We start from the raw sequence: 25761 nt of genomic DNA, 5'->3' as shown, positions 1-25761 counted from the left end.
CGGAGCAGTATCTTCCGGCAGCAGCCTTTAAGATAAACCGGCGGACTTACCCTTTCATCCGCCGGAGTCTTACCGTGTTAGCTTTTACGCTTGCCGGTTCTGGTTCTGCTTAGCAGAAGCCCCAGGGCAGCCAGCGTCATACCTGTAATGTAATAGGGTGCCGGACTGGATTCCCCGGTCTGCGGCAATGTAGCGGCTGCTGCTTCTGTAATGCCGGGATCAGTAACACTACCCAGCGGTATTTCATCATCAAGGATAATTTCATCCTCCGGCCCCGGTCCGGCTGTCGGACTCGGCTTCGGCGTTGCTTGTGGTACGATTATTCCGCCTGCGGCAGCAGTTGCACTCGCGCCGGGACCAAGCGGCACAGGATTATCTTCAATTTCCAGTTCATCATCCGTCACAATCGTCCCGATGACCGTCGGACTGGTCGGGGTGGATGGAGTTCCGCCCGGAATAGAAACTACACTGGTGGGTGATGCCGTTGCCGGCACTGTAGGACCAGGCGTTACAGCGCTTGTTGGCGCTGCTGTTGGTGCCGTTGTTGGTGCTGCTGTTGGTGCCGTTGTTGGTGCTGCTGTTGGTGCCGTTGTTGGTGCCGTTGTTGGTGCTGCTGTTGGCACTGTTGTTGGTGCCGTTGTTGGTGCTGTTGTTGGTGCTGTTGTTGGTGCCGTTGTTGGCGTTGCCGTCGGTGCTGCTGTCGGCGTCGGCGTCGGTGCTGCTGTCGGCGTTGGCGTCGGTGCTGCTGTCGGCGTTGGCGTTGGCGCTGCTGTCGGCGTTGGCGTCGGTGCTGCTGTCGGCGTTGGCGTTGGTGCTGCTGTCGGCGTTGGCGTCGGTGCTGCTGTCGGCGTTGGCGTCGGTGCTGCTGTCGGCGTTGGCGTTGGCACTGCTGTCGGCGTTGACGTTGGTGCTGCTGTCGGCGTTGGCGTCGGTGCCGCTGTCGGCGTTGGCGTCGGTGCTGCTGTCGGCGTTGGCGTTGGTGCCGCTGTCGGCGTTGGCGTCGGTGCTACTGTCGGCGTTGGCGTCGTCGTCGGCACTGGTGTTGGCGTTGCCGTCGGCACTGGTGTCGGCGTTGCTGTCGGTACTGGTGTTGGCGTTGCTGTCGGCACTGGTGTCGGCGTTGCTGTCGGCACTGGTGTTGGCGTTGCCGTCGGCACTGGTGTCGGCGTTGCTGTCGGCACTGGTGTCGGCGTTGCTGTCGGCACTGGTGTCGGCGTTGCTGTCGGTACTGGTGTTGGCGTTGCTGTCGGCACTGGTGTCGGCGTTGCTGTCGGCACTGGTGTCGGCGACGGAGTCGCTGTAGGCGTAGTTCCGTTGTCGCGGCCGGTGTATGGCTTATGGTGGAACTCTCCGCTTCCTTCCAGGGAGGCTCCGATCATACTGCCGTTGATCTGCCCGTTGTTAAACGTAATTGCTGCATTCGGGGCCAGTACGGTCCCCATGATACCGATGCTTTCCATCCGCAAGGCTGTCGCCTGCGGGAAGTTATAGAGCACTTTATTCTGACTCACGCCAGTCAGCCCGTTTCCGTTCTTGAACGTGACTGAGGCTCCGTCAATATTAACGATTGCGGTAGATCCCTCCGGTGCGGTAATCCGCAGCTCATTAGCACCCGTAAGCGTACTTCCTGATACTGAGAATACATTCAGCACGGGATCGGTACCGGTCAGTTTAATATTTCCGTAGTTGTCTTCTGTTTTGCCGTTCACAGTCAAAGCTGCAAGCTGCAGGGACTTAGTGCGGAGCAGGGCAAACTCTGAAGCAAAATTAATTACATTCGCCTCCTGCCTTAGCGTCCCCGTCCCGCCCCGCGGTTTGCCGGAGCCTGAGTAAGTACCGCCGTACACGGCACTACCGTTAACTTCCCCCATGTCATAGCTCAGATTGCCGCCTGCCACCAGCGAATCCATTTCTGAGATTTCTGCTGCACTCAGACTATGGCCTACCGAATATCCGCCCTGGGTAAGGGTGATATGACCGCCGGCAGCCATTCTGCCTTCCGAATCACTGTGGTAGCCTTTAAGATCACCGAGAATAAACACATTGTACTTACCCGCAATGCCAGGAAGGGGAGTACTGTCAGCCCTTACCTTACCTTGTCCGGCGGAAGCCAGCCAGCCGCTGACCAGCAGAACTGCAGACATAGCCACTGCAAAAGATAACTTGAATACAGATTTACGATTCATTATTAATTCCCCCCGTAAGATGCGGTATAAACCCCGGCTATAGCAGCACCTTCACCTAAAAAAATGAACAAAAAAAGCCGCCAGGAAGTCAAGCTTCACGGCGGCCGGACGATCGTAGCCCTCTCTCAAAGGCTGTAGACTCCTGGCTTTGCGTCCCGCACTTTCGGGCGGTTTGCGATTATACATGAGAAAGTATGTAGTTGAAATAGAGTAAGTAGTCTATGACATTTGTTACTTTAGCACTAAACTAAGTGTATTCCCTGATCCGCATTATTGTCAATCTATTCCTTATAATATTTTTCCATAATAATCGAAATTTCTGAACGGAAAGGCTTTCAGAGCTGTTTTCCAGCCTATGATCCATGTCATTCTATTAATTGTCAGCCAATCCTCTCTTATACTCCGGAATACTCGTTTTTCATCGTTTAAAATTTAAGTATCTAAATAATGTAATTTAGTATATTCGAACTACTTAAATTTTTAATTAATAATAACCCTCCCGGAATTCCATTTATATCGTATTGTATGCTTGTCTGATTCATAAAAGGCATAATATATCTCATCAGACGAAAAAAAACTGCCGGCCGGTTACCCGCTGACAGTTCATCCCAAGCATTTTTTATTATATTAAAGCAGCTGCAGCCAGCCGATCATTGACATCCAGAGCGGAACACTTAAAAACAGGCCGAACACCAGACCACGGCGGAGATTACCTTCATGATTCATTTTCATACTCCTCTTTTCGGCATAAATTATTTTCAACTTTAGTATTACAAATTTAATATAAATCAATTCCGGATTTTTTATTGTGAATTATGTCACATTATTTTCCTTTTAAAAAAATAAAACAAAAAGCCTTGCCATGGGAGTTGGCAAGACCTGTAGGGTACCATATAACACTGGGGGGTGTCTGGTTTATTCAATATAAACGATCTACCTGAAAATAAGCTGATAGGAACCTAAAAGTTACATTAAAACTGTCCAATAGCCCAAAGTGCCAAATACAACGACCAGCGCTACGGGATAAAAAATTTTCCGGCTTACTTTATCATTAAATGTAAAAAATAAACACAGCATACAAAGCCACGCAATAAGAACACTGCCCATTTCCTATGCATACGCTCCTTCCCGACCTCTGATCTATACTTAGAAGATACCCTCAGGGCACCTGTTACATACCATTTTTTCCGGCATTATTTTTTCTCCTATATATAGAAGAAAAGCGCAGCATCCGGAAAAATCCGGAACACCGCGCTGCATCAATTGTTGTAATTACGGCCTGCGTTAATATGAGTACGGTTCCTTGCTCCCTTACTAATATAAAGCATCCTGATGATTTGTCAAATCGGACTGTTATCCGCAGGCTCTCAGATACAGAGCTTGGCACCTTCCGGCGCAAAAATAAAACGCAGCATCGGACTGAACAGCGGCTGCAGCACAGACATATGCCCTTCGCCCTGGAATTCATTATAGGCCAGCCGGCTGAACCCGCTGCCGGCAAATGGGACCAGACGCTCATAGAATGCTCTGGCATTCTCAAGCATACCGTCCTCCTCCGAGCCGATGCCAATCATCAGCGAGCAGGCAAGCTCCCCGTTACGCAGCTTCTCCTCCAGCTCAGGCAGCATATCAAACAGCACCTTGCCTTTCCACCAGAGGGACGGGCTGCCTGCGATATAAGTGCTGAACAGCCCGCCGCGGCGGATCAGCGTATACAGGGTAAAGAAGCCGCCCAGGGAATGCCCGAAGAGCGCAGCTCTGGAGTGGTCCACATTGTATCTGCGCCCGATCAGCGGCATTAGCTCCTGCTCAATGAAGTCAAGAAAAGCATCCGCCCCGCCGTTAACCGGCCAGGGCGAGCCGTCCGGACGCAGACCCTGCTGAACATCCGGCACAGTCAGGTCCCTGAAGCGACGCTCGGACACAAACGGCCCGTCTGCCGGATAACCGATTGAGACGATCATGCCGGACGGCAGCCCCCGCGGGTGCCGGGTCTGCAGACGCATGGCATCATTGAGCGAAGCAAAGTACGCGTTGCCGTCAACGGTGTACAGCACCGGATATCCCTCCGGCGGTGCAGGCTTCAGCGGAAGATGGACAAATATCCGGTATGTTAATCCGTTGTAGAGCGAAGTCATATCCCACATCTCGGTTCCGGGCAGCATGCAGGCACTGACCGGTGATAACAGCTCCGCTTCCATCTCAGCCCGCTTCACCTCCGCCCCTGTCTGCTGTCCTTCAGCCGCCCCGAACAGCCACAGCAGCGCTTCAGGGAACTGTGCGGACATAGAGGCTAAATCATGGGCCGCCCCGTCTGTAAGCGAGAGGCGCAGCCGCTGCTCATCAGCCAGCTGTCCGCGCAGGTTCCGGTATGCTTGAAGCGTGCAGGTAACGGCATGCCGCTGAATATTCTGTTTGTATACCCCTTCACGGTTGCCCACAGATAAATACAGCTTCTGTCCGTTGTCCGGCAGCGGGTTAGCTTCCGTATACGCCAGCATCCCTTCATACCAGATGGAGGGAGACAGCATGCCGAACCGCCCGAAGGCATCGGGACGGCGGTAAGCGGCCAGCAGCGTCACCAGCCCGCCCAGCGAATATCCGATCATTCCGGTGGATTCCGGTTCAGGAGCCGTCCGCAGGATGGAATCAATGTAAGGCTTAATGCTGTCAGCGATTTCATTGAGATAGGCAGGTCCTCTGCCGCCAAAATCCGCCCTTCCCTCTGTTGCAGCAGACTCCGGCCAGGGTGTATAATCATCATTTCGGGAAGAACTGCTGATCCCGATAACGATCAGCTCGGCCAGCAGCCCCTCGCGAAACAGCCTGTACATATAATTCAGGTTATTCATCATTAGTGTCGCACCGTCATGCAGGTACACAACAGGATATTGTTTTTGGGATAATGCATAGGAAGGGGGCAGGAATACCGTCAGCCGGCGTCCCTGCCAGTCCAGCTCTTGCACCTCAAACATCAGGCCTTCATCCTTTCATTCTTTCATTACTGCCACCGTTTCTTTCGTTATTATGAAAGCTTTTCATTCCATGCACCATAGACAGAGGCCGGAAACGGCATGGATTTTTGGACAAGGGATTGCAGAGGCACTTTCCGGGCGGCTACCCGGACACTATTAAAAAATAGAATAAAATTTTAGAGATCAGATCGCAGACGGGGCCTGGCCTTACCGTTTCTGAAGGGCTTTCAGGGGGCTGCCAAGGGCCTCCTGATCTATTGACTTTTCAACATATGGTAGTAAAATGATTGAAGTCCCCTAAATGTAGTGTATATAGTAGTTAAACTCATATATCTGGCGGATTGCCAGAATACCATTATCAAAGGTTAAATAGAACCACTGTTATAGGAGGTTAGAGCGACTATGCTGATTGCTTACGATTCCAAAACCGGCAACGTCAGACGGTTTATCAACAAGCTGAAGCTGCCTGCTGTACAAATCGAAGAGCATATGACGATCGACGAGCCTTACGTGCTTGTTACATACACCACCGGATTTGGGCAGATCCCCGAGAAGGTGTCTTCTTTTTTGGAGAAGAACCATTCCAGGCTGAAAGGCATTGCCGCGAGCGGCAACAAAAACTGGGGTGAGCTGTACGCCCACAGCGCAGACCTGATTGCAGAGCGGTATAATGTGCCGGTAGTCGGCAAGTTCGAGCTGTCAGGAACATTCGGCGATGTGGAGCGAATTAAACAGGAGGTGAACCGGGTTGCGGCATATTGAATTGAATAACATGTTGATGAAGAGAGACGAGACCGGATTTTTCCAGCTCGATAAAGACCAGGAGGCTGTAGCGGAGTTCATGCGTGATGTGGAGCGCCGCAGCTTAACCTTTACAAGCACCAAAGCCAAGATTGATTATATGATTGCCAACGACTATTACGAGGACCTGTATGACCGTTACAGCGCAGCTGAGATGGAGGATGTCTACCGGATCGCCCATGAATATGATTTCCGTTTCCCTTCATATATGGCGGCTTCCAAGTTCTATACAGACTATGCCGTCAAAACCAATGACCGCAAGCAGTACCTCGAGCATTATCCGGACCGTGTAGCGGTAGTAGCCCTGCACCTGGGACGCGGAAACGTCGAGACTGCCCGCACCCTGGCCCGTTCCATGATGGAGCAGCGCCTGCAGCCGGCCACCCCGACCTTCCTCAATGCCGGTAAAAGCCGCCGCGGCGAGATGGTTTCCTGCTTCCTGCTGGAGATGGACGACTCGCTCAATTCGATTAACTATGTGCTGAATACCTGCATGCAGCTGTCCAAAATCGGCGGCGGTGTTGCTGTTAATCTGTCCAAGCTGCGCGCGCGCGGCGAGACCATCAAAGGCGTTGAGGATGCAGCCAAAGGCATCATGCCTGTTCTGAAGCTGATGGAAGACGGGTTCTCCTATGCTGACCAGATGGGCCAGCGCAAGGGCTCCGGTGCGGCATACTACAATATTTTCGGCTGGGACGTGCTTGAATTCCTCGACAGCAAAAAGATCAATGCCGACGAGCGGACACGCCTGAAGACGTTGTCCATCGGTCTGATCGTGCCGAACCGCTTCTACAAGCTGGCGCAGGATAATCAGCCGCTGCATGTATTCGCACCTTACACTGTTTTCCAGGCCTACGGCACTCATCTGGACGACATGGACCTCGACGAGATGTACGACACCCTGCTCGCTGATCCGCGCGTGAAGAAAAAGATTGCCATGAGCGCACGCGACATGCTGACCAAAATTGCCATGATCCAGCTCGAATCGGGCTATCCATATATGATGAACAAGAGCAATGCCAATAGCGCCCACGCCCTGAAAAATGTCGGCCAGGTCAAAATGTCCAACCTGTGCACCGAGATTTTCCAGCTGCAGGAGACTTCCGAAATTAACGACTACGGCCAGGAAGATGCGATCCGCCGCGATATCAGCTGCAATCTGGCTTCCCTGAACATCGTGAATGTGATGCAGCACGGCAAAATCCGTGAATCCGTCCACGAGGGCATGCTCGCCCTGACTGCGGTCAGCGACATGACCACGATCTCCAATGCTCCGGGCGTAGCCAAAGCGAACAAGGAGATGCACTCCGTCGGCCTTGGTGTCATGAACCTGCACGGTTACCTTGCCAAGAACAAGATTGCTTATGAAAGTGAGCAGGCCCGCGACTTTGCACGTACATTCTTCATGACAATGAACTACCACTCGATTGAAAAGAGTATGGAAATCGCCGCTGAAACCGGCGAAACCTTCTACGGATATGCGGAGTCTGATTACGCGACGGGTGTTTATTTTGACCGTTACGTGTCTACTAATTACCAGCCGGTTACCGCAAGAGTGCAGGAGCTGTTCGCAGGCATCTACATTCCCACTCAGGAAGACTGGGAGCAGCTGCGCGAAGCTGTTAAGAAAAACGGCCTGTACCATGCCTACCGTCTGGCGATTGCACCGACTGCGAGCATCTCGTATATCCAGAATGCTACATCCAGCGTAATGCCGATTGTAGAGCAGATCGAGACCCGTACCTATGCTAACTCGACCACCTATTATCCGATGCCTTATCTGCAGCCGGACAATGTGTTCTTCTATAAATCCGCTTATCAGATGGACCAGTTCAAGGTGATTGATCTGATTGCGGAAATCCAGCCCCATATCGATCAGGGTATCTCGACCGTCCTGCACGTGAACAGTGATGTAACGACCCGTGAGCTGGCCCGCTGCTACCTGTATGCGGCACACAAAGGCCTGAAGTCGCTGTATTACACACGCACCAAAAAGCTGTCCGTCGAGGAATGCCTGACCTGCTCGATTTAAAGGGCCGTACGGCTACAGAAAGGGAGATTAGACCATTATGAGCGCAATTCAAGCCGTGAACTGGAACCGTCCCGACGACGACTTCTCGCTGATGTTCTGGAACCAGAATATTATGCAGTTCTGGACCGACGACGAAATTCCATTATCCGATGACAAAATGTCCTGGCTGACGCTGAGCGACACCGAAAAGGACTCTTATATGAAGGTGCTGGGCGGGCTGACCCTGCTCGACACCGTGCAAGGCGGCGTTGGGATGCCGCAGATCATGGAGCATGTGGACGGCTTGCAGCGCAAGGCGGTGCTCGGCTTCATGGGGATGATGGAGCAGATTCATGCGAAGTCCTACAGCAGTATTTTTACGACACTGGCTTCCACTGAGGAGATCGACGGGATCTTCCGCTGGGTGGAGGACAACACGTTCCTGCAGTTCAAAGCCCAGACCATCTCCGAATATTACAAAAAAATCGAAACACCCAAGGATCTCTATCTGGCGATGGCGGCTTCCGTCCTGCTGGAGAGCTACCTGTTCTATAGCGGCTTCTTCTACCCGCTCTACCTGGCCGGCCAGGGCAAAATGACCTGCAGCGGCGAAATCATCGACCTGATCCTGCGCGACGAGAGCATCCACGGCGTTTATGTCGGCGTGCTGGCGCAGGAGATTTTTGAAGAGCTGTCCGAGGACGACCAGCGTGACGTGTACCAGACACTTGTTGGGCTGCTGCGCCTGCTGCATGCGAACGAGGAGCAGTATACCGAGCAGATCTACGCGCCAATCGGGCTTGTGGAGGAAGTGAAGACGTTCCTGCGCTACAACGCCAACAAGGCGATGATGAACCTGGGCCACGACCCGCTGTTCGATGAGGAAGAGATCAACCCGATCGTCCAGAACGGGATCAGCACCCACACCAAGCAGCATGACTTTTTCTCCAAAAAAGGCAACGGCTACGTCCGTGCGCTGAACGTGGAGCCGCTGCGTGATGAGGACTTTAGTTTCTAAGCAGCAAAGTACAGCAATATTGAAATTGTGAACAGCAAACAGGGGCGCTAGCGCCCCTGTTTAATGCCGCCGGGGATTCCCGGCGGTTTTTTCGTGTAAGCTAATGCCCGTTGGTACCCCAACCTCCTAGCTTAACTGCACTTTGTACAACTAAAATGCCTGTTTTCACGCTAATACGGTGCTTAACTGCATTTCATACAACTAAAAGTTTGAAAAAAGCTCATTTTAGCCTTCACGGCCACTTTTAATTGCACAAAGTACACTTATCTAAAACAACTGCTCAATTTCGCTGCATTTAGTTGTATAAACTGCAACTATACAATGATCATCATTGGGTACCGACTGAAAAATTTTACCGGATACTACGAATGACGTTTTGACCCCAGCCGCAGACTGAACAAGGCACCTGCTAAAGCAAGGCAAGCCGCCAGCAGGAAGGTATCCGAGTACCCCTGCATTTCTGCCAGAGATGCATTGCCGCCTGCCACCGTTATCCGCGCGTTAGCCCGGAGGGCCAGGAAGTTACTCAAACCAGCAATAGCAATAGGAATTACCAGATTGGAGCTTGCAGAGGTCAAGGGTGTAACACGGCTGATTAGCTCCGGCGGAGCGGATTGCAGGATGTAGGTATTCAGAGACATCATACACAGTCCCATTCCGATTCCGAGCAGCCCCACCATTCCACCAATCAGCCCTCCTCCTACGTTCTGGCCTAACTGTGACAGCAGCAATAAAGCCAGAGAGATCGTCCCTAAACCCAAGCCGGCAAGCGGGCGTATACCCACTTTATCAAACAGCCTTCCGCCAACCGGCATAAGCAGTCCGGATGTGATAGCCAGCATACTCATAACCAGACCTGCCTGAAACGGACTGTACCCTTTAAAATGCTGAAGGTACTGCGGGATAAATACCAGAGATCCGTTAAGCGCCGCATATTGAATCCAGCTTACAAATATTCCTCTTCGAAAGCTAACCGTTCTGAACGCCTGAAGAGCTAGAATAGGCTGCGGATGTCTTGTCTCATGAAACCACAACCAGATTAGCAATATGATACTGACCGCCCTCAATAACCATAGAAACCCTGGTGAAGCATCCACATTCATGCTTAAAGCGAGTAAAACAAAAGCTACAGGGGCCAGAAAAAAACCAACGACATCCAGCGACTTCTTATCGTACGAGGATTTAGGTGGCTGCAGTGCATTCGTCTTAAGCAAATAACGTGCTCCCAAATAAACAGTAATCATCCCTAAAGGAAGATTAATGAGAAATATCCATTGCCAGCCTATGGACTCTAACAGCCAGCCGGATAGAATCGGCCCGGAGGCCGGTGCCAGCAGCATCGGGATACCCAGCATCCCCATGACCTGTCCCTTCTTATTCTCCGGTGCAAGTCGAAAAATCATAGCCATCCCTATCGGCTGAACCATTCCCCCGCCAAGCCCTTGAACGATCCGGCAAATCGTTAACTGCAAGGAATTCTGGGCCAGCGCACACAGCAATGATCCAATAACAAACATGATAATGGTAATGATATAAGCCTTGGCTGAACCGAATCTGTCCGAGAACCATCCTGCGAGCGGAATCGTAACCGACATGGCTAACATATAGCCCGTAATTACCCATTGCAAGGTGTCAAAAGAAACTCCAAAAGCCTTAGCCAGGCTGGGGATGGCTACATTCATGGCGGTGCTGTCTATCATCACCATCATCATTCCGGGAATAATAGCCATAAGCATCAGTATGAACGGCCTCCGTTGAGACATCACGTTTTGTTTTTGTTTGTACTGACTATTCATATCAGTTCTCCTTTTACTAAACATCGTGTTGATTAACTTTTACCTGCTGATTATAATCAGAACAACCCCAAAATCGATGATCACAGATCATCGTTATGTTCATTAATCAACGGCAAGCTGCAGAATGTTTAGTAAAGCTACTATTTATTTAGGAGAGGATCTCGCAGTGAACGATAAAACAGACCGCCGGATTCTAAGGACCCGGACTCTTTTAAGAAAAGTTATGCTTGATCTGGCGTCAGAAAAACCGCTTGAAGCCATTACAGTTAAAGAGCTGACGGAAACAGCCGGATTAAACAGAGGGACCTTTTATTTGCACTATCAGGACATTCATGATTTTTATGAGCAGTATAAAAATGAGGTTCTGGAACAATACGAGAGCATTATAAAGAAGCTTGGCGGCACCCGTGAAACCAGAGAGCCCTTTATTGACCCGCCCTCAGGTTATGTACGTCCATTCGAGTATGTCCTTGAGCATAAGCATTTTTTCAAGATATTCCTGGGCTTTGGGGGCGACACCAATCTTTCCCTTCAAATGACAGAGCTGATTAATCAGCAGTTTATTAATGCCTATCGCGTAAATCATCAACAGATCAAACCCGCAGATATTCCCGTGAAACAACAGTACTTATTTGCGTATCTTGCTTCAGCCTATGTGGGGACAATGCAATTCTGGATTCAACGGAATTTCGACTTATCTCCGGCGGAGATGGCTATTTTGTTCTCACAGATTTCGAGGCTGGGATCGGCGCATGTGACCTTCCCTGTATAAATACCTGCTGATGAAGGGAACTGAACCCGGCCTGCACATTACTACGGGTGCGACAATATTAAATTGAATGATAAAGAGAGGTCATACATCATGTTTCAAGGGAAACCGAGGACTGCCGCTTGGATCGGATTTGGGCTATATACAGGCCTTACTCTATTTTTCTTATTTGCCGGCTTCAACCGCTCATCGGCTCTGCCAGAGACGGGCTTGCGGTATGATTTGGTATTTGACGGGATTCCGCTGAGGTTTCCGGAGGGAGGTTATGCGAATCTGTGGGTCTTCAACCTGGGGAACTATCTGGCATTCGTACCATTCGGACTAGTGGTTCCACTACTGATCCGCTGCCGGTTCCTGCCGTTCCTCTTGGTCTTCTTAGCAGCCATTACCGGGGTTGAGCTGATCCAGATGGTAACGTATCTGGGCGCGTTCGATATTAACGATATCGTCATTAATACGCTGGGTGCGACTGTCGGCTACGGTGCTCAGCGGCTGATACGCCGCGACCGTACGACGCCAAGAGGTTTACTCAAGCTCCTGTTCTCCGGAGCAGTCCTGACTGTGGCCGTCTACTCCGCTGTGAGTGGTCTCAATCATTATCTGGATCATGGACGCGGTGAGATCAAGGCACTGGACCAACTCCCCCTTGAGCATGGAGAAGTGCGGTGGGAATCAAGACTCAACGGTTTCACCGCAGCGCAGGAGCAGATTGAACCGGCGATCAATCTTTACAGTCGTGATAATCCAAGAAACCATGAGTTCTCACTGCGCCTTGATGGACAGTTCAAGGAGTTATCTGGTAATGTAACCGTCCCTGACGACGTTATATATGCGGCAAGCAGCGGAAGCAGCCGCGTTATTATCAGCACCGACGGAGAAGAGGTTTACTCCATAGATATGAATATCGTACCCGGTGAGAATCAGCCGCTATCCTTCCATGTACCGCTTGGAGACAAGCAGGAGCTGACCATTTCCGTCCTCAATGCTGCTGCCGACCTTCGAACCAATGCGGTATTCTGGGATCTCACGCTTACGGAAGCCAACGCCGGTCAAAAGCTGGCGGCACGAATTCATCGTTTGCTTGGCGGAGGATAGGGCGGCGGGCAAGGGCTTGAAGGTTAAGGCTCTAGAAAACACTTTACTCGAATAAAGGGTAGAAGACAGGGGATAAAGAGGTTTCTAGATTTGGGTTGCCGTTAGAAGATTGGTTAGAAGATTAGTCATTGTAGCCCCAGCCATACTGGGGCTTTTTTATTTGCCAATATAAATGCTATTTAAATTAGCTTCTAGCTTTCAGCTAGTTAAATTTCTTACGACACCGTTAGTTTAGACTGATCTTTACTTTTAAAACCTTTTATATCTGTTCCTCTTTAATTTTCACTAAGTAATATTTGCGTAGGAAATTATATCTATAGTCCATAAAATACGATCTTTTTTCCTTTAAAAAAGGCCAGACGATTTCAGGTACACTAATATCTCTAAATGAGCCATCTTCAAATTGAACTTCAATATAAAAATGATTGTCCGTAGATATTTTCCTTTCTATTCTTCCAAAAGAACCAATGCTTGAAAACACAAAAAAATAGTAAGTTATAGACATAATAATAAGAATAAATATTAAGATAATCTTTTTATTACTTTTCATCATTACCTCCATTTACAATATACCAAATAATTCAAAAAGAAGGCGATTACCAAATATTATATCATAGTTTTCCAAATAAAATTCAGGAGTGAATCATTATTAAACTTTTCAAAACTTTAGGGTTAACAATCTTTTCATTGATTCTAGTCTCCCCGGTTGCTAATGCAAATAATATAGAATTGAAAGAAGATCAAATCGATAAAACAATAAAACTTGATACTAACGTTATAATCGAGAAGCGGGTAGATGGAAGAGTTGTTCCAGTCGAAAATTCGCAGAATCTTACTGATGATCAGTTGAATAGTATTTTGCTACAGATGAATATCAGTGAAGAGCGCATTAATGATATGCTTCGCAGTCAAAAAGAGTTTCTCGTCTCTCAAGGTGGAATTTCGGTTGATGTAGAAACTTCTAATCTAAAGAGATATTTTCAAACTTCGGATGGAAAAAAGCACTTGGTGACTGATTTTAATAAGGAAAAAATTGAGGAATTAAAACAAACAGAAATGAAAAAACTCAATTTGGAATCCGATAAAAGCAATAATGTAACACCATTTGCGATGGGATCAGATGGGTCTGGCTCATTTAATGGATACAGTTCTTTGATGTATATGGGGAAATCGCCTAATGCAGCAGAGTTCACTTACGCATACGAGGACAACTGGTCCTTTAATCAAAGTGTCTCTCAAAAATTCACCGATAAAATAGCACATGCTTGGCAGTCACACACTACTAGTGTTGGACATAGTGGCGCTTACAGCTGGTACGTTATAAATTCCTGGGGTAATAAAACCCTAGAGTTTAGTACTGGAGGTACCGTCTCAGGGAGGATAGGCTCATTCACTCAACCGACAGGCGTTTTTAGTGAATCCAAGGGATATATGGCAGACATTGTAAGAATACCGGTTACAAATGTAAATACTACTGGTAAATGGTCAACCAAATATACACACCCATGGACCTTAATAACCCCTAGTATTAACATTGGAGTTTTAAGTCTCACAATCAGCACATTTGTTGGTGATTTATGGGAATGGGAAAACAGTTTTATTATTAAAGCCTATTAGTTCTAAATAAATATTATAATAACTAGGATAAAAGCAGTGAGATAAACTTTCACTGCTTTTTCTCTTCTTAATTAATGATTTTAATGCACCGTTATTCTCTCGCCTAATAGAGAGACGTAGGTTATTGATGGCAAGCGACTAGAGGCATAAACGACGATGAGAATACCTGGATTACACAAGAGCAAAAGACCCGCCAAAAATAAGCGAGGCCACTGAAGAACCTCTGTTTTTGGCTCTACTTGCAAGTTCAGTTGAGAATGAAGACATCCGATACCAAATATTGGAGTGGATGTCTTCATTTTTACACCTATCTAATTGTATTGCTCCAAGTTTCCTACTCTACAATTTTCAATATACGTTTTAGATTCACCGCGAATATGGCCATTGCACCTTGTAACTGCATACCAAGCAGACACGAGGATGTGGCTACATCATACCCGTGCCGGTGTTTTAGTTCACTATTCTTGGCTTCGATTTTGTAACGACACGCGCATCTTGATCCTGCGAGATGCGCAGTTGTTCTACGTCATCTTCAACGGTCTCTTTAAGCAGATTCAACGGTTCCGTAATCCTTGGCACTTGTGCGACTCACGATTGCGTTTCGATGAATGAGATGAGTTTATTGCAGTAAGCAATTTCGTCCCCCAGCACATCGTTCTCATTCTTAGCCGGCATACGGGTTTTTAGCGATTCATCCGTTGCATAGACGGCTTTTCTCAGCTTACGGGCACGATCCTGCAGAATTTCCCGAGGCGACTTTTGGTCATAGTGTGCTTTCGTATGGGTTGCGTCCACGATGATGGAAGTGCTTTTCAAAATATCCTTTTCCACGGTCAATGTCACCGTCTTGCTGATGAGCAGATCCAGCAGATTCATATCTTTTAGGCGCAGTTTTCGAAATTTAGTCAGCGAGCTTGATTCAATGACCGGATCTTCTGGCGCCATATCCACAAAGAACTTGAAAGACAGGTCGTATCGAGAACACTCAACAATATCCACGTCAGACAACTTAAAAATGGCTTTGAGCAACAAGTATTTGAACATGCGGATGGGATCGATCGCATTGCGGCCGTTATCCAGGCAGTACTTATCTTGGAGTTCCTCGAATATGAAAGTAAAGGCCACCATTTCATTAATTTGTCGAAGCATATTATCCTGCGGTGCAACAATGTCATACAGTGCCGCGTATGGGCTCAAAACCAAGGTTTGTTGTTGCCGAATCATACGTTTCCACCCGCCTTTCGTTATTCGTTAAAAAAGGTACAACCTCCTCCAAATGTTGGAGGAGGTTGTACCTTTCTTTCGTGAGAGCTGACTTTTTCAATGGCCTCGTATAAGCCCTGCGGGTTTATCCTATGAATTGTTTAATTACCAAATGACAAAGTAAATACTATATAGATTGAACTCATAAAATTGAGAACCGCCTAATTGGGTAAAAGATAGTAATGAACCGAAAAGGGCGGGGATCAAAGTGACACATGAAGAAGAGATCGAAAAGCTGACAATGGCGATGAAAGAAACGGAAAGCACACGCATGTACGAAAGATATTTGGCTGTCCGGCTGCATTTGGAAGGCCGGACTTTAACCGAAATTGCAAACATTTTGGGTAGGTCATTTCCTGCTATTAGCGGGTATTGCAACGCTTATCGCAAGCAGGGACTAGAAGGTCTTGAATTTGGTGAGTATCCCGGAGGTATCCGAAAACTTTCTGACAAACAAGAAGAGCGGTTGAAAGAAACCATTGCCAAGCAAAGACCGGTAGATGTTGGATTTGAAGCGAAATACACTTGGACGTTAAGAATCATACGTGCATGGATTCTTCGCGAGTTCGGTGAGAACTATACCCTAAAAGGGATCTCTAAAATGCTAAATCGGCTTGGCTTTAGCTACACAAAAGCTACCTACACTCTGGTACGAGCCAACAAAGAGGAACAGAAACAATTTCGCGAGGTCACTTTACCGGAGCTCAAAGAGCAATTAAACCAAGGAGAAATCGACCATCTTTTATTTGAAGATGAATCCATGATAAGAGCCTATTTGGCTTTGCAGTACAACTGGTTTCCCAAAGGACAACAACGCAAAATTCTAACTCATGGCGAGCATAAAGGAGCAAAACTGTTTGCTGCTATCGACTACGAGACGGGCCACGTGACCCATCGAGAAGAGGAAAAGTTTGATACAGCCGCCTTCCAGCGATTTTTAGTAGATATTCTAGAGAACTACTCGAAAGGCAAACTTGTCATGGTGTTAGACAATGCCCGCACTCATCATGCGGATGCAATTCAGCCGTTCCTGCGAGAAAATCCAAGACTTCAGCTTGTTTTTCTACCCAAGTACAGCCCTGAACTTAATCCTGTCGAAGGATTGTGGAAATGGCTAAAACAAGATGTCGTAAACAATGTCTTTTTTCATAAGTTTTACGTCATCCGTACTCATGTCGCAGCTTTCATGAAACGAGTCAATGAGAGTCCTCTTGAATTGATTGATCGGCTACTGGTTCGGGCGTAAAGATTTTTAGTTCAATCTATATACCATTAAATAAAAATGTTGTATGCGAAAAATAATGTGAAAAAAAATATAAGCACATAATTAGATATAAAAAAATTTGAATGGAGGAATAAAGAGTGAATTCAGACGATTTAGTTCAACCGATAAATAATGTTGGGAGTCAAGTAAGCAATCTCAATTCAACAATAGTTCATATTAACAACGAGACTACTAAAAGTCTAAATAACTTGAATTCAACATTATTTTTTACCAATGTGCTCTTATTAGTGCTTGTTCTTTCTGTAATTATTCAAACTATTGTACACTGGAGACGCAAACCTTAAGATCAATAATATTGTTCAAATTGCACATAAAATAACCCATCGGGCAAAATGATCGATGGGTTATTTTATATATGTTCTAAATTCAAATTTCTCCCGGAAGAATCGTCCACCGGCAATCTTGATTGAATCCGGTGTATATCCTAAGACGATTCCACCATAATCTATTAGATGCCCGATTGGATTAGGATCAAGCCGAAACCAAACTGAAACTTTGTACTGAGCTAAGGCTGCCGCCAAGAAGTCTGTATCACTCCAAGGACTTTATATTGGTTATTCATAAACTTCCATCTAATTCTAAATCTCTACTAATGCAGAAACACCTGATTCTTTATAAAAGCATTGCCCGTCTTTACAACCATAAATTACGGTGGTTCCAAAGTCTTCACCCATAAGTTTCTCTACAAAATCGTGAGGGACTATTTTATCTAATTCGTCTAAGAGCGCATTCGCAGCAAGTTCAACTTTCTTATCTGGTATTCCTTTGTAGCCAATGGCCGGCCCACTTGGTCCCTCATAGGCGGTAAATATCCAATTATTTAATGCTCCATCCGTGACTTGGATTATATAACAATATGCATCATCTATATCTGTCGTCTTATAAAGGGGGGCTCCAAATAGTGCTAACAACGCTCCTCTAAACCTCGCACTTTCCTCCTCATAAATGTTTAAAGTAATGAAATTGGAAGTTCCAAATCTAAGCTTTGAATCAATTATTGCAGCAAAGGTGTACATTTTACCATCCCTTTAATCATATTTGTATATGTAACAATCCATATATTTCTAATATAATACCTTCTCCATTTTATGTAATGTACCAACTTTAAATTTCTAAAACTAAAACACCATACCGCTGACTACTTAGTAGTGAAGGGCATTTTTGCAGCATATTGGATGTTTACACCACATTTTACATAAAAATAACATAAACCAAATTAGCATCCATCCTAGAGACCTCATATCCGTTCGCACTGCATACACACTGGATGAGGATGGTTATTCATTGGACAACACTGAGAGTGACGGTAGTGAACGTCCTGTTGCATTATTCGAGGATACGGTGCACCTACTGATAAGGCAAAAAGAAATTCGTGCCAAAGAAATTCCGAATAACGAGTTTTATAAGGTTCTGGTCTCATCGTTCAGACAAGCGTTGGAACTCAAGTGGGCCCTCGTCTTCTGATGAGATACTTTTACCGGATACTCAATAAGATAAGGAAGGGGCACCCTACATTCCCTAAAATTCGCTTCCATGATCTAAGGCATACTCATGCAACCCTGCTCCTTAAAGCGGGTGTACATCCAAAAATAGTTCAGGAAAGATTAGGCCATTCATCAATAAATATCACACTGGATACTTATTCACATATTCTCCCCAATCTGCAGGAAGCATTGCTCCGAGGTATCAGGGATTCCATCTTTGGAACACGTAAAGAAGTCGCGATAACGACCGAAAATCCCACTTTACTCAACTAAAGGGTAAAAGAATGGTAGAAGACAGGCGATATAATGAAAAAAGGCGCGGCCTCCGAAAACCCCGGAAACCGCGCCATGATTGGATTCGTAAACATGCTGGTGAAGGGAATTGAACCCCCGGCCTACGCATTACGAGTGCGTTGCTCTACCCCTGAGCTACACCAGCCTGAAGCTTGAGATACCCGTCAGAAACAAAAATATTATACATCTTTTGGTCAAAATCGCCAATACCCTTTTATACTGTTACCCAAGGCTCTACTCTTCCTGCAGCTTGCTCTCGACCGACTGCAGCTTGCTGCGGCTCGTGGAGGGCTTGTCACGGCGGTCGTCGATCTTGAGCGCCGTTGATACGCGCTGTGCTCCGGCATTGAACGGAGACTCATGCAGCGCCTCTACAGCCGCCAAAATCCTGGATACCGGGCCCTCGATAATCGTTCCCATGGAGGTCAGCTCAAACGTAATCCCCTCCACCGTCTGCAGCACACGCTGCATATCAGCTACATAGCTGCTAAGGCTGGTGCTGCCTGTGCCGATCGGAATGACTGTAACTTCGCCGATTGCCATCGTTAGATTCCTCCTGAGATTCATTTCTTAAACCACCTTCATTGTAGCAACTCCGCTCTTCCCCCACAAATTTAGCCACAAAAAATTCATCATTCTTCATCTATATAAGCCCCATACCGTTCACAAGCTTCCTTCTATAAATCTAGTGTCAGAATCACTAAATTTATGGAGTCTTTGTGGCAGCTTTTCGGACAATTTATGAATCCTCTTCCCCTCATATCAGGCTTTGGCTGTGGATTACCTGTGGACTAGTTGTGGATCAGCTGTGAGTAAGCGGGCGGAAGCCGCTCCCCGCGCGGCTTTGTAAAAAATGGTTTACAAACACAATATATTGGGGTATTTTTAATAACATCAACCAAATATAGTGGAAGCAGGTGCTTTACTCTTGTTAAGAGAGTAGGAGCTTAATAGGGAAGCGCGGTGCAAATCCGCAGCGGTCCCGCCACTGTAACCGGATGCCGGCCGGGAGAACACTCCCTGTCAGGCACATCCTTGGCATAGGCCACTGGAGGGCGGACAAGCCCCCGGGAAGGAGCCTCTGGGTGCACCAGGAGCCAGGAGACCTGCCTGTTTCCGGGCACCGTTATGTACCCCTGCGAGGAACAGGAGAGGTGCCCGAATGCGGCCTGCAGCAGCAGAATCAGCCTCCCCTGATAACAGGGACATCAGGCTGCCGATACCTGAGGACGATAGTCCCTATTGCCCTCAGGTATCGGCTTCTGCTTAAGACAAGAGGGTGACCTCATGCCCTTGTCTCTTTACACCCAGACCACTGGCAAATATCCGCTCATCCGGGTATTTACAACGCATCCGGGCATTTTCCGCCTTTAAGGCGGGAGGTGCCTTTTTACTGGGATCAGACAGACAACAACAGATTATGGATGAAATAGATTTAATGGACAACCATACCGAGAGGAGAGAGTTACATATGACGCTGCTGGAGAAACGGTACAATAGCGGACAAGCTGCACAGGAGGTTCTTCTGAATGAATTAATACATTTAGGCCGGGATATTATTGACAGCGCCGATCTGGATATGCTGCGTGAGAACGCCAACCTGAACGGGGAAAGCTTTTCCGGTAAAATGAGTAAATTCGGCAGTGAATATTCCAAGTGGTACGCCCGCAATTTCACTATGCCGCCGCAGCTCGTACAGGCCACTCTTGATAATGTGGTATATGTCCACGATCTGGACCAATACGCTATCGGAACAACCAACTGTATCTTTATTCCGTTCGAACGGCTGCTGCGTGAAGGCTTCAACACCGGCAACGGCAGTGTCCGCCCGCCGAACTCGATTATGACGGCAATGTCGCTGGTGGCGATTATTTTCCAGTCTCAGCAGAACGCCCAGTATGGCGGCGTATCGGCCAACAAGCTTGATTTTGATCTCGCGCCTTATGTGACCAAATCCTTCGCCAAGCTGTTCCGCAAGGGCCTCGGCTACTTTGAAGAGGGCGAAGCAAGTGAAATTGCCGGCGACATCACGATGAGCCGCAGTGATCTGGCTGAGCAGTATCCGCGCTCCTTCCGCTTCGCACAGAAAGAGACTGAGAGCGAAACTCTGCAGGCTGCTGAGAGCATGATTCATAACCTGAATACAATGTCCAGCCGTTCGGGCGGACAGATTCCTTTTACAAGCATTAACTATGGTACCTGCACTTCACCGGAAGGACAGCTGGTTATCAGCTCCCTCCTGACCGCAACGATGAACGGCCTGGGCAGCGGTGAGACGCCGGTATTCCCGATTCAGATTTTCAAATGCAAGCAGGGTGTTAACCAGCAGCAGGGCGATCCGAACTATGAACTGTTCCTGAAGGCGGCTGAATGCTCGGCGCGCAGACTGTATCCGAACTTTGCCAACCTGGATGCGCCGCTCAATCTGCAGTATTATGATCCGTCTGATCCGGATACGGAATTCGCAACAATGGGCTGCCGCACACGTGTGCTCGGCGACCGTTTTGGACGCAATCACTGCTCCGGCAAAGGCAACCTGTCCTTTAACACATTGAACCTGGTCCGTCTCGGGCTTGCCCACGGCACTGTTACAGGACGCCGGCTGGCGGCTGATGAAGAAGGCTTTTACGATGACCTCAACCACTATATGGATATTGCGCTGGAAGGCCTGCTGCACCGTTTCCGTATCCAGGCAGCCCAGAAGGCCAAAGCCTCTGACTTTATGATGCGTGAGGGCGTATGGGAAGGCGGCGAGGCACTCGCTCCCGAGGATATTGTGGGCGATCTGCTCAAGCACGGCAGCCTCTCCCTCGGCTTCATCGGGATGGCAGAATGCATGAAGGCAATGTACGGCAAGCACCACGGCGAGGACATGGAGGTTCACGCCAAAGCAGTGGCCATCGTCCGACACATGCGGGAATACTGCGACCGTAAGAGCGAAGAGCTGGATCTGAATATTACGCTGTTTGCTACACCGGCTGAAGGCCTGTCCGGCAAGTTCACCAAGGTGGACCGCAAGGTACTGGGCTCGATTCCGGGCGTAACAGACCGTGAGTATTATACGAACTCGTTCCACATCCCTGTATATCATGAGCTTGGCGCAGCCCAGAAGATCAGTCTGGAAGCCCCGTTCCATGAATACTGCAACGCCGGCGCAATCTCCTATGTAGAGCTGAACGGTAATGCGCGGAGCAATCCGGCGGCTTTTGTAAAAATCATTAAGTACGCGCTCGAGCAGCAGATCAGCTATTTCAGCATCAACCACCCGATTGACCGTTGCTCCGGCTGCGGCTATGAAGGGGTTATCGGCACGAACTGCCCTTCCTGCGACGCCCATGAGCATGACGTGCATATCCGCCGGCTGCGCCGGGTAACCGGATATCTGACCGGCGACTACCAGACCCGCTTCAATGCCGCCAAGCAGGCTGAAGTGAGAGACCGCATCAAGCACCTATGAATATCTGCGGTTACTATCCGGAGTCTATAAATGAAGGGGAAGGCATGCGGGCGGTTATCTTTATAAGCGGCTGCCGCCACCGCTGTCCCGGCTGCTTCAATCCAAAGACCTGGAACTTCAATTTCGGCGAGCCCTTCACGCTGGAGCGGCAACGCGAGATTATTGCCGAAATGGCTGCCAATCCGCTGCTGGACGGGCTGACGCTGGCAGGCGGCGATCCTTTTTTCTCGGCGGATGAGGCCTGCGGCTTCCTCCATGAGCTTCGTGCCGTGCTGCCGGACTTCCCGGTATGGGTTTATACCGGCTACACGTACGAAGAGCTGACCGCTGTGCCGGGCTCACCGGAATGGAACCTGCTGGCCATGTGCCAGGTGGTAATTGACGGCCGGTTCGTTGAAGAGCTCAAGGACACCACGCTTCCCTACCGGGGCAGCAGCAACCAGCGGATTATTGATATACCGGCCAGTCTGACCGGCAGCGGGGTTGTCGATTGGCAGCCGGCGGTGCTTTGATCTATTGTTGTTAGCAGAGCCATCAGGGATTGCAGGCTATAGGTGATAGGTAATCGGTTACAGGTTGTGAACATTCTGCCGGAACGGGTAGACCTGGTTAAGGAATTAAGAGATTAGGTTGATTTTCTCCATTTAAATCAATCATTTTATATAATTTACTAGGATTAGTTGGAAAAACTCCATCTATTTCGGATCAAATCTCCTATTGGTGGCAAATACGCTACATTTAAGTGGAGTTTTTCCCACTAACCTTTCAATCCTGCGGTTGGCCCAAGAATTAAATGGAGAAATTCCACTTAGGTTGATCGGCGCATCCAAATTCACCGCCTGGAAAAGCCGTATTCACCTCTCTCGGCTCTGTCCCGCACTACATATATTTAAGCCCCGTACCACCGGATCTCCGGCAGCACGGGGCTTTTATGATTGTTGAGCTATCTCCTGCCAGCTAAGCGTAAGGGTTACTCTGCAGCTTTACGCGCAGCCTTCGCCGCAGTCTCTTCCGCCAGCTCCTCCAGCACGCTGTTCAGGCGCAGCTTAAGCTCGTCAGCCAGCTCGACAACTCCCTGGTCGTTGCGCACGGCCTGGGAATCGACGGCATACACGCCGCCCAGAATATGCCGTGCACCCAGCACAGACAGTACAGGCTTCAGCGAATAGTCGATCGCCAGCAGATGCGCCAGGCTGCCGCCCATGAAGAGCGGCAGCACGATTTTGCCGGCAAGGCCCTTTTGCGGAACCAGATCAAGGAAGGTTTTCAGCACGCCTGTATAGGAAGCTTTATATACCGGACTTACAACAATTACGGCATCAGCCTCTGCTACGAGCCCGTTAGCTTTTACAATAGCTTCGCTCTCGAACTTGGTATGAATCAGGTCCTCTGCCGGAAGCTCGGCTACATTAATCCGTTCTACTTCAAAACCGCGCCCGTGCAGGTCCGCCTCTGCGTATTCGATAACCGCGTTAATCCGCGATACCAGGGATGGCGTTCCGTTAATTACAACTATTTTGGCCACATTTACACCTCTTCCGCTATTGTTAATTAAGAGAATATGCCGCTCAGCGCGGTCTAAAATACTTTAAATTATAAATAATCCTATCAAAAAGGACGGAATATTGTCAAACCTCAAAATATGCGTTGATAAGCCCGTTTTTCATTCCATTGCTTGCGCATGCCGGCTTGTTGGGATATAATGAGCGGCAAACCTATATTGCAACCCTGCCAATGACCGGCATCCAACCGTGAGGCGTCTGCGACCGGAGCATTTTCCTTGTTCCCTAAGTTCACCGGGTTTCGCCCGTTACCGCGAAGACCAAAGAGGACCGAACCTCCTGCAAGCCTGTATTTCTGCAAGTTCGGTCAACCTGGGTGGCACCGCGAGCTGACGCTCCTCGTCCCATGGATGAGGGCGTTTTTTGCATTTTTTTAAGACAAAAGGAGCGAATGCGGTATGCTGGACATGAACTGGATCAAGGAAAATCAAGAGCTTGTGAGAAATACGGCACTGTGGAAAAGAGTCGATTTCCCACTGGATGAGCTGCTGGAATGGGACGGCAAACGGCGGGTGCTGCGCCGCGATACCGAGCAGCATCGTGCGGAACGCAACACGCTGACCAAGGAGATCGAACAGCTGCTGCGCCAGGGTGATCCTGTCGCCGGTGAGCAGGCCAAGGAGCAGGTACGGGCGCTTAATGCCTTGCTCGGCACGCTGGAGGCCGATCTGGCAGAGGCCGAGCGCCGCTGCGGTGAACTGCAGCTGCTCGTCCCCAATCCCGTATCGGCCGACACGCCAATTGGTAAGGACGACAGCGAGAATGTTGAGCTCCAGCGCAGCGGAACGCTGCCGGAGTTCGGCTTCGCCCCGCGCGATCATGTGGAGCTTGGCGAGCTGCACGGCATCCTCGACATCCCGCGCGGCGTCAAAGCCGGCGGCCCGCGCAGCTATGTACTGAAGGGCGCGGGGCTCGATCTCCATCTCGCCGTACAGCGGCTGGCACTGGATGTACTGGGGCAGCGCGGCTTCATGGCGATGGATGTGCCGGTACTTGTCCGTCCGGAGGCGCTGGAGCGGACGGGGTTTTTCCCCGGCGGACGGGATCAGACCTACGAGCTGAACGGGGAAAACCGCTGGCTCGCCGGCACTTCGGAGGTATCGCTGGTCTCGCTGTACAGCGATGAGATCGTGGAGCTGGACGAACCCCTGCGGCTGGCCGGAATGTCGGCCTGCTTCCGCCGCGAGGTCGGCTCGGCGGGACGCGATGTGCGCGGCCTGTACCGGGTGCACCAGTTCTCGAAGATTGAGCAGGTTGTATTCTGCCGCAATAACCCGGAAGACTCGGAGCAGATGCTGCAGGAGATTCTGGCCAATGCAGAGCATATCCTGCAGCTGCTGGAGCTGCCTTACCGCATCGTTGCGGTCTGCAGCGGCGACATGTCGCTGAAGACGCATAAGCAATATGATGTGGAGACCTGGATGCCCAGCCGGGATGCCTTCGGCGAGACCCACTCAGCCTCGAACCTGCATGAATTCCAGGCCCGGCGCTCGAACATCCGCTACCGTGACGAGCACGGCCGGCTGCAATACTGCCATACGCTGAACAATACCGCAGTGGCCACGCCGCGGATACTTATACCGCTGCTGGAGAACCACCAGCAGGAGGACGGGTCGGTCTATATTCCGGTGGCGCTGCGGAAGTATATGAACGGGCTGGAACGGCTGGAAGTACGGCAGGCATAAAGTCGTTCACGGCAAACTTAATGAGCTGCTTATAGCCTTACCCTTTATAGCCTTCTATTTATAGCCTTCTAATAGAAGCATTCGCATAACACATTTACTTCGGTTGCCTCGATGAAAAGCAGCAGAGAACGTTCACCGTGACGTTTCCCTGCTGCTTTTCTGCTTCCCGCTTTTTTCTCCTTTTAACTGCCCCCTCTTCACTTTTACATATATTTCACGCACAGCTAACATTAGTTTTACATAATCTTTGATTTTATTTACAGCAGGCTAGGAACCTGCTTGATTGTTTATGGATTATCACTAGATTTCCCTGTGTTTTTGTGCGTATTGTATAAACTTTCCGCCTTTTAATTTTATTTAATATAAAATTAATATATATTCATGTGAGACAACCTTTCATTTTACAAATGGATGTTACACTTACTAGGTTGTAAATCATAGTTTGAGAGGAAGTGGGTTTAGA

17 protein-coding genes, 1 tRNA gene, 1 pseudogene and 2 riboswitches are annotated in these 25761 nt (G+C 48.9%); of the genes and pseudogenes, 11 read left to right on the top strand and 8 right to left on the bottom strand.

Annotated elements, in window-relative coordinates:
• Positions 1 to 77: 77 nt before the first annotated feature.
• Complete coding sequence (locus R70331_RS30925) at positions 78 to 2186, bottom strand: choice-of-anchor A family protein (protein WP_081947436.1); 2109 nt, start codon at positions 2184 to 2186, stop codon at positions 78 to 80.
• Positions 2187 to 2282: 96 nt separating this feature from the next.
• Positions 2283 to 2373, bottom strand: a riboswitch (cyclic di-GMP riboswitch).
• A gap of 1180 nt (positions 2374 to 3553) precedes the next feature.
• Positions 3554 to 5161 (bottom strand): alpha/beta hydrolase, encoded by a 1608-nt coding sequence (locus tag R70331_RS30245; RefSeq protein WP_156131062.1) that lies wholly within the window; start codon positions 5159 to 5161, stop codon positions 3554 to 3556.
• A gap of 402 nt (positions 5162 to 5563) precedes the next feature.
• Between R70331_RS30245 and nrdI the strand changes: the two genes are divergently transcribed.
• From nrdI to nrdF, 3 genes are read left to right on the top strand one after another with little or no spacing between them, the layout of a single operon-like run.
• A complete protein-coding gene (nrdI, locus tag R70331_RS02060; RefSeq protein ID WP_042172443.1) occupies positions 5564 to 5923 on the top strand; it encodes a class Ib ribonucleoside-diphosphate reductase assembly flavoprotein NrdI in 360 nt (119 codons plus the stop codon).
• Positions 5910 to 7994 (top strand): class 1b ribonucleoside-diphosphate reductase subunit alpha, encoded by a 2085-nt coding sequence (nrdE, locus tag R70331_RS02055; protein ID WP_042172441.1) that lies wholly within the window; start codon positions 5910 to 5912, stop codon positions 7992 to 7994. Before nrdI ends, nrdE begins: the two co-directional genes overlap by 14 nt.
• Before the next feature lie 37 nt (positions 7995 to 8031).
• A complete protein-coding gene (gene nrdF, locus R70331_RS02050) occupies positions 8032 to 8991 on the top strand; it encodes a class 1b ribonucleoside-diphosphate reductase subunit beta (protein ID WP_042172438.1) in 960 nt (319 codons plus the stop codon).
• Between the two features lie 362 nt (positions 8992 to 9353).
• Here the strand turns inward: nrdF and R70331_RS02045 are convergent, their stop codons facing one another.
• Positions 9354 to 10787 (bottom strand): MDR family MFS transporter, encoded by a 1434-nt coding sequence (locus R70331_RS02045; RefSeq protein WP_156131061.1) that lies wholly within the window; start codon positions 10785 to 10787, stop codon positions 9354 to 9356.
• Positions 10788 to 11010: 223 nt separating this feature from the next.
• Here R70331_RS02045 and R70331_RS02040 point away from each other — a divergent pair, with 223 nt between their 5' ends.
• The 3 genes from R70331_RS02040 (at position 11011) to R70331_RS02025 (ending at position 14268) form a co-directional block, all read left to right on the top strand.
• Positions 11011 to 11559: a TetR/AcrR family transcriptional regulator gene (locus R70331_RS02040; RefSeq protein WP_231576388.1), complete on the top strand. Its 549-nt coding sequence runs from the start codon at positions 11011 to 11013 to the stop codon at positions 11557 to 11559.
• 90 nt (positions 11560 to 11649) lie between these two features.
• Entirely contained in the window at positions 11650 to 12651 is a 1002-nt protein-coding gene (locus R70331_RS30240) for a VanZ family protein (protein WP_052418883.1), read from the top strand.
• 729 nt (positions 12652 to 13380) lie between these two features.
• Positions 13381 to 14268 carry a hypothetical protein gene (locus R70331_RS02025; RefSeq protein WP_156131060.1) on the top strand — a complete coding sequence of 296 codons (888 nt, stop codon included), beginning with the start codon at positions 13381 to 13383 and terminating at the stop codon, positions 14266 to 14268.
• 471 nt (positions 14269 to 14739) lie between these two features.
• Here R70331_RS02025 and R70331_RS02020 read toward each other — a convergent pair.
• Positions 14740 to 15492: pseudogene (locus R70331_RS02020) on the bottom strand (transposase); the annotation flags it as partial.
• Positions 15493 to 15733: 241 nt separating this feature from the next.
• On the opposite strand from R70331_RS02020, the gene R70331_RS02015 reads away from it, so the two are divergent.
• Positions 15734 to 16777, top strand: a complete 1044-nt coding sequence (locus tag R70331_RS02015; protein ID WP_156131059.1) for an IS630 family transposase — start codon at positions 15734 to 15736, stop codon at positions 16775 to 16777.
• 617 nt (positions 16778 to 17394) lie between these two features.
• On the opposite strand, the gene R70331_RS02010 is transcribed toward R70331_RS02015, so the two are convergent.
• The gene (locus tag R70331_RS02010) at positions 17395 to 17832 is read right to left on the bottom strand and encodes a hypothetical protein (RefSeq protein WP_052418882.1); all 438 of its coding nucleotides are present in this window, start codon (positions 17830 to 17832) and stop codon (positions 17395 to 17397) included.
• 447 nt (positions 17833 to 18279) lie between these two features.
• Here R70331_RS02010 and R70331_RS30915 point away from each other — a divergent pair, with 447 nt between their 5' ends.
• The gene (locus tag R70331_RS30915; protein ID WP_081947435.1) at positions 18280 to 18573 is read left to right on the top strand and encodes a tyrosine-type recombinase/integrase; all 294 of its coding nucleotides are present in this window, start codon (positions 18280 to 18282) and stop codon (positions 18571 to 18573) included.
• A 94-nt stretch (positions 18574 to 18667) separates the two neighbouring features.
• On the opposite strand, the gene R70331_RS02000 is transcribed toward R70331_RS30915, so the two are convergent.
• Together R70331_RS02000 and R70331_RS01995 are read right to left on the bottom strand one after the other, a co-directional pair.
• A tRNA-Thr gene (locus R70331_RS02000) sits at positions 18668 to 18739 on the bottom strand.
• 89 nt (positions 18740 to 18828) lie between these two features.
• The gene (locus R70331_RS01995; protein ID WP_042172424.1) at positions 18829 to 19137 is read right to left on the bottom strand and encodes an MTH1187 family thiamine-binding protein; all 309 of its coding nucleotides are present in this window, start codon (positions 19135 to 19137) and stop codon (positions 18829 to 18831) included.
• A 355-nt stretch (positions 19138 to 19492) separates the two neighbouring features.
• Positions 19493 to 19722, top strand: a riboswitch (cobalamin riboswitch).
• 343 nt (positions 19723 to 20065) lie between these two features.
• Between R70331_RS01995 and R70331_RS01990 the strand changes: the two genes are divergently transcribed.
• Positions 20066 to 22051, top strand: a complete 1986-nt coding sequence (locus R70331_RS01990) for an anaerobic ribonucleoside triphosphate reductase (RefSeq protein ID WP_042172422.1) — start codon at positions 20066 to 20068, stop codon at positions 22049 to 22051.
• Positions 22048 to 22563 (top strand): anaerobic ribonucleoside-triphosphate reductase activating protein, encoded by a 516-nt coding sequence (nrdG, locus tag R70331_RS01985; RefSeq protein ID WP_042172420.1) that lies wholly within the window; start codon positions 22048 to 22050, stop codon positions 22561 to 22563. The genes R70331_RS01990 and nrdG overlap by 4 nt, the downstream gene beginning before the upstream one ends.
• Before the next feature lie 458 nt (positions 22564 to 23021).
• Here the strand turns inward: nrdG and ssuE are convergent, their stop codons facing one another.
• Positions 23022 to 23576, bottom strand: a complete 555-nt coding sequence (gene ssuE, locus R70331_RS01980) for an NADPH-dependent FMN reductase (protein ID WP_042172419.1) — start codon at positions 23574 to 23576, stop codon at positions 23022 to 23024.
• Between the two features lie 435 nt (positions 23577 to 24011).
• Between ssuE and serS the strand changes: the two genes are divergently transcribed.
• On the top strand, positions 24012 to 25298 hold the full coding sequence (serS, locus tag R70331_RS01970; protein WP_042172416.1) for a serine--tRNA ligase: 1287 nt from the start codon (positions 24012 to 24014) through the stop codon (positions 25296 to 25298).
• Positions 25299 to 25761: the final 463 nt, after the last annotated feature.

The sequence above is a fragment of the Paenibacillus sp. FSL R7-0331 genome (assembly GCF_000758645.1).
Taxonomy (GTDB): domain Bacteria; phylum Bacillota; class Bacilli; order Paenibacillales; family Paenibacillaceae; genus Paenibacillus_AQ; species Paenibacillus_AQ camerounensis.
The sequence above is the reverse complement of the archived record's forward strand: the minus strand, read 5'-3'. Positions and strand labels throughout refer to the sequence as shown.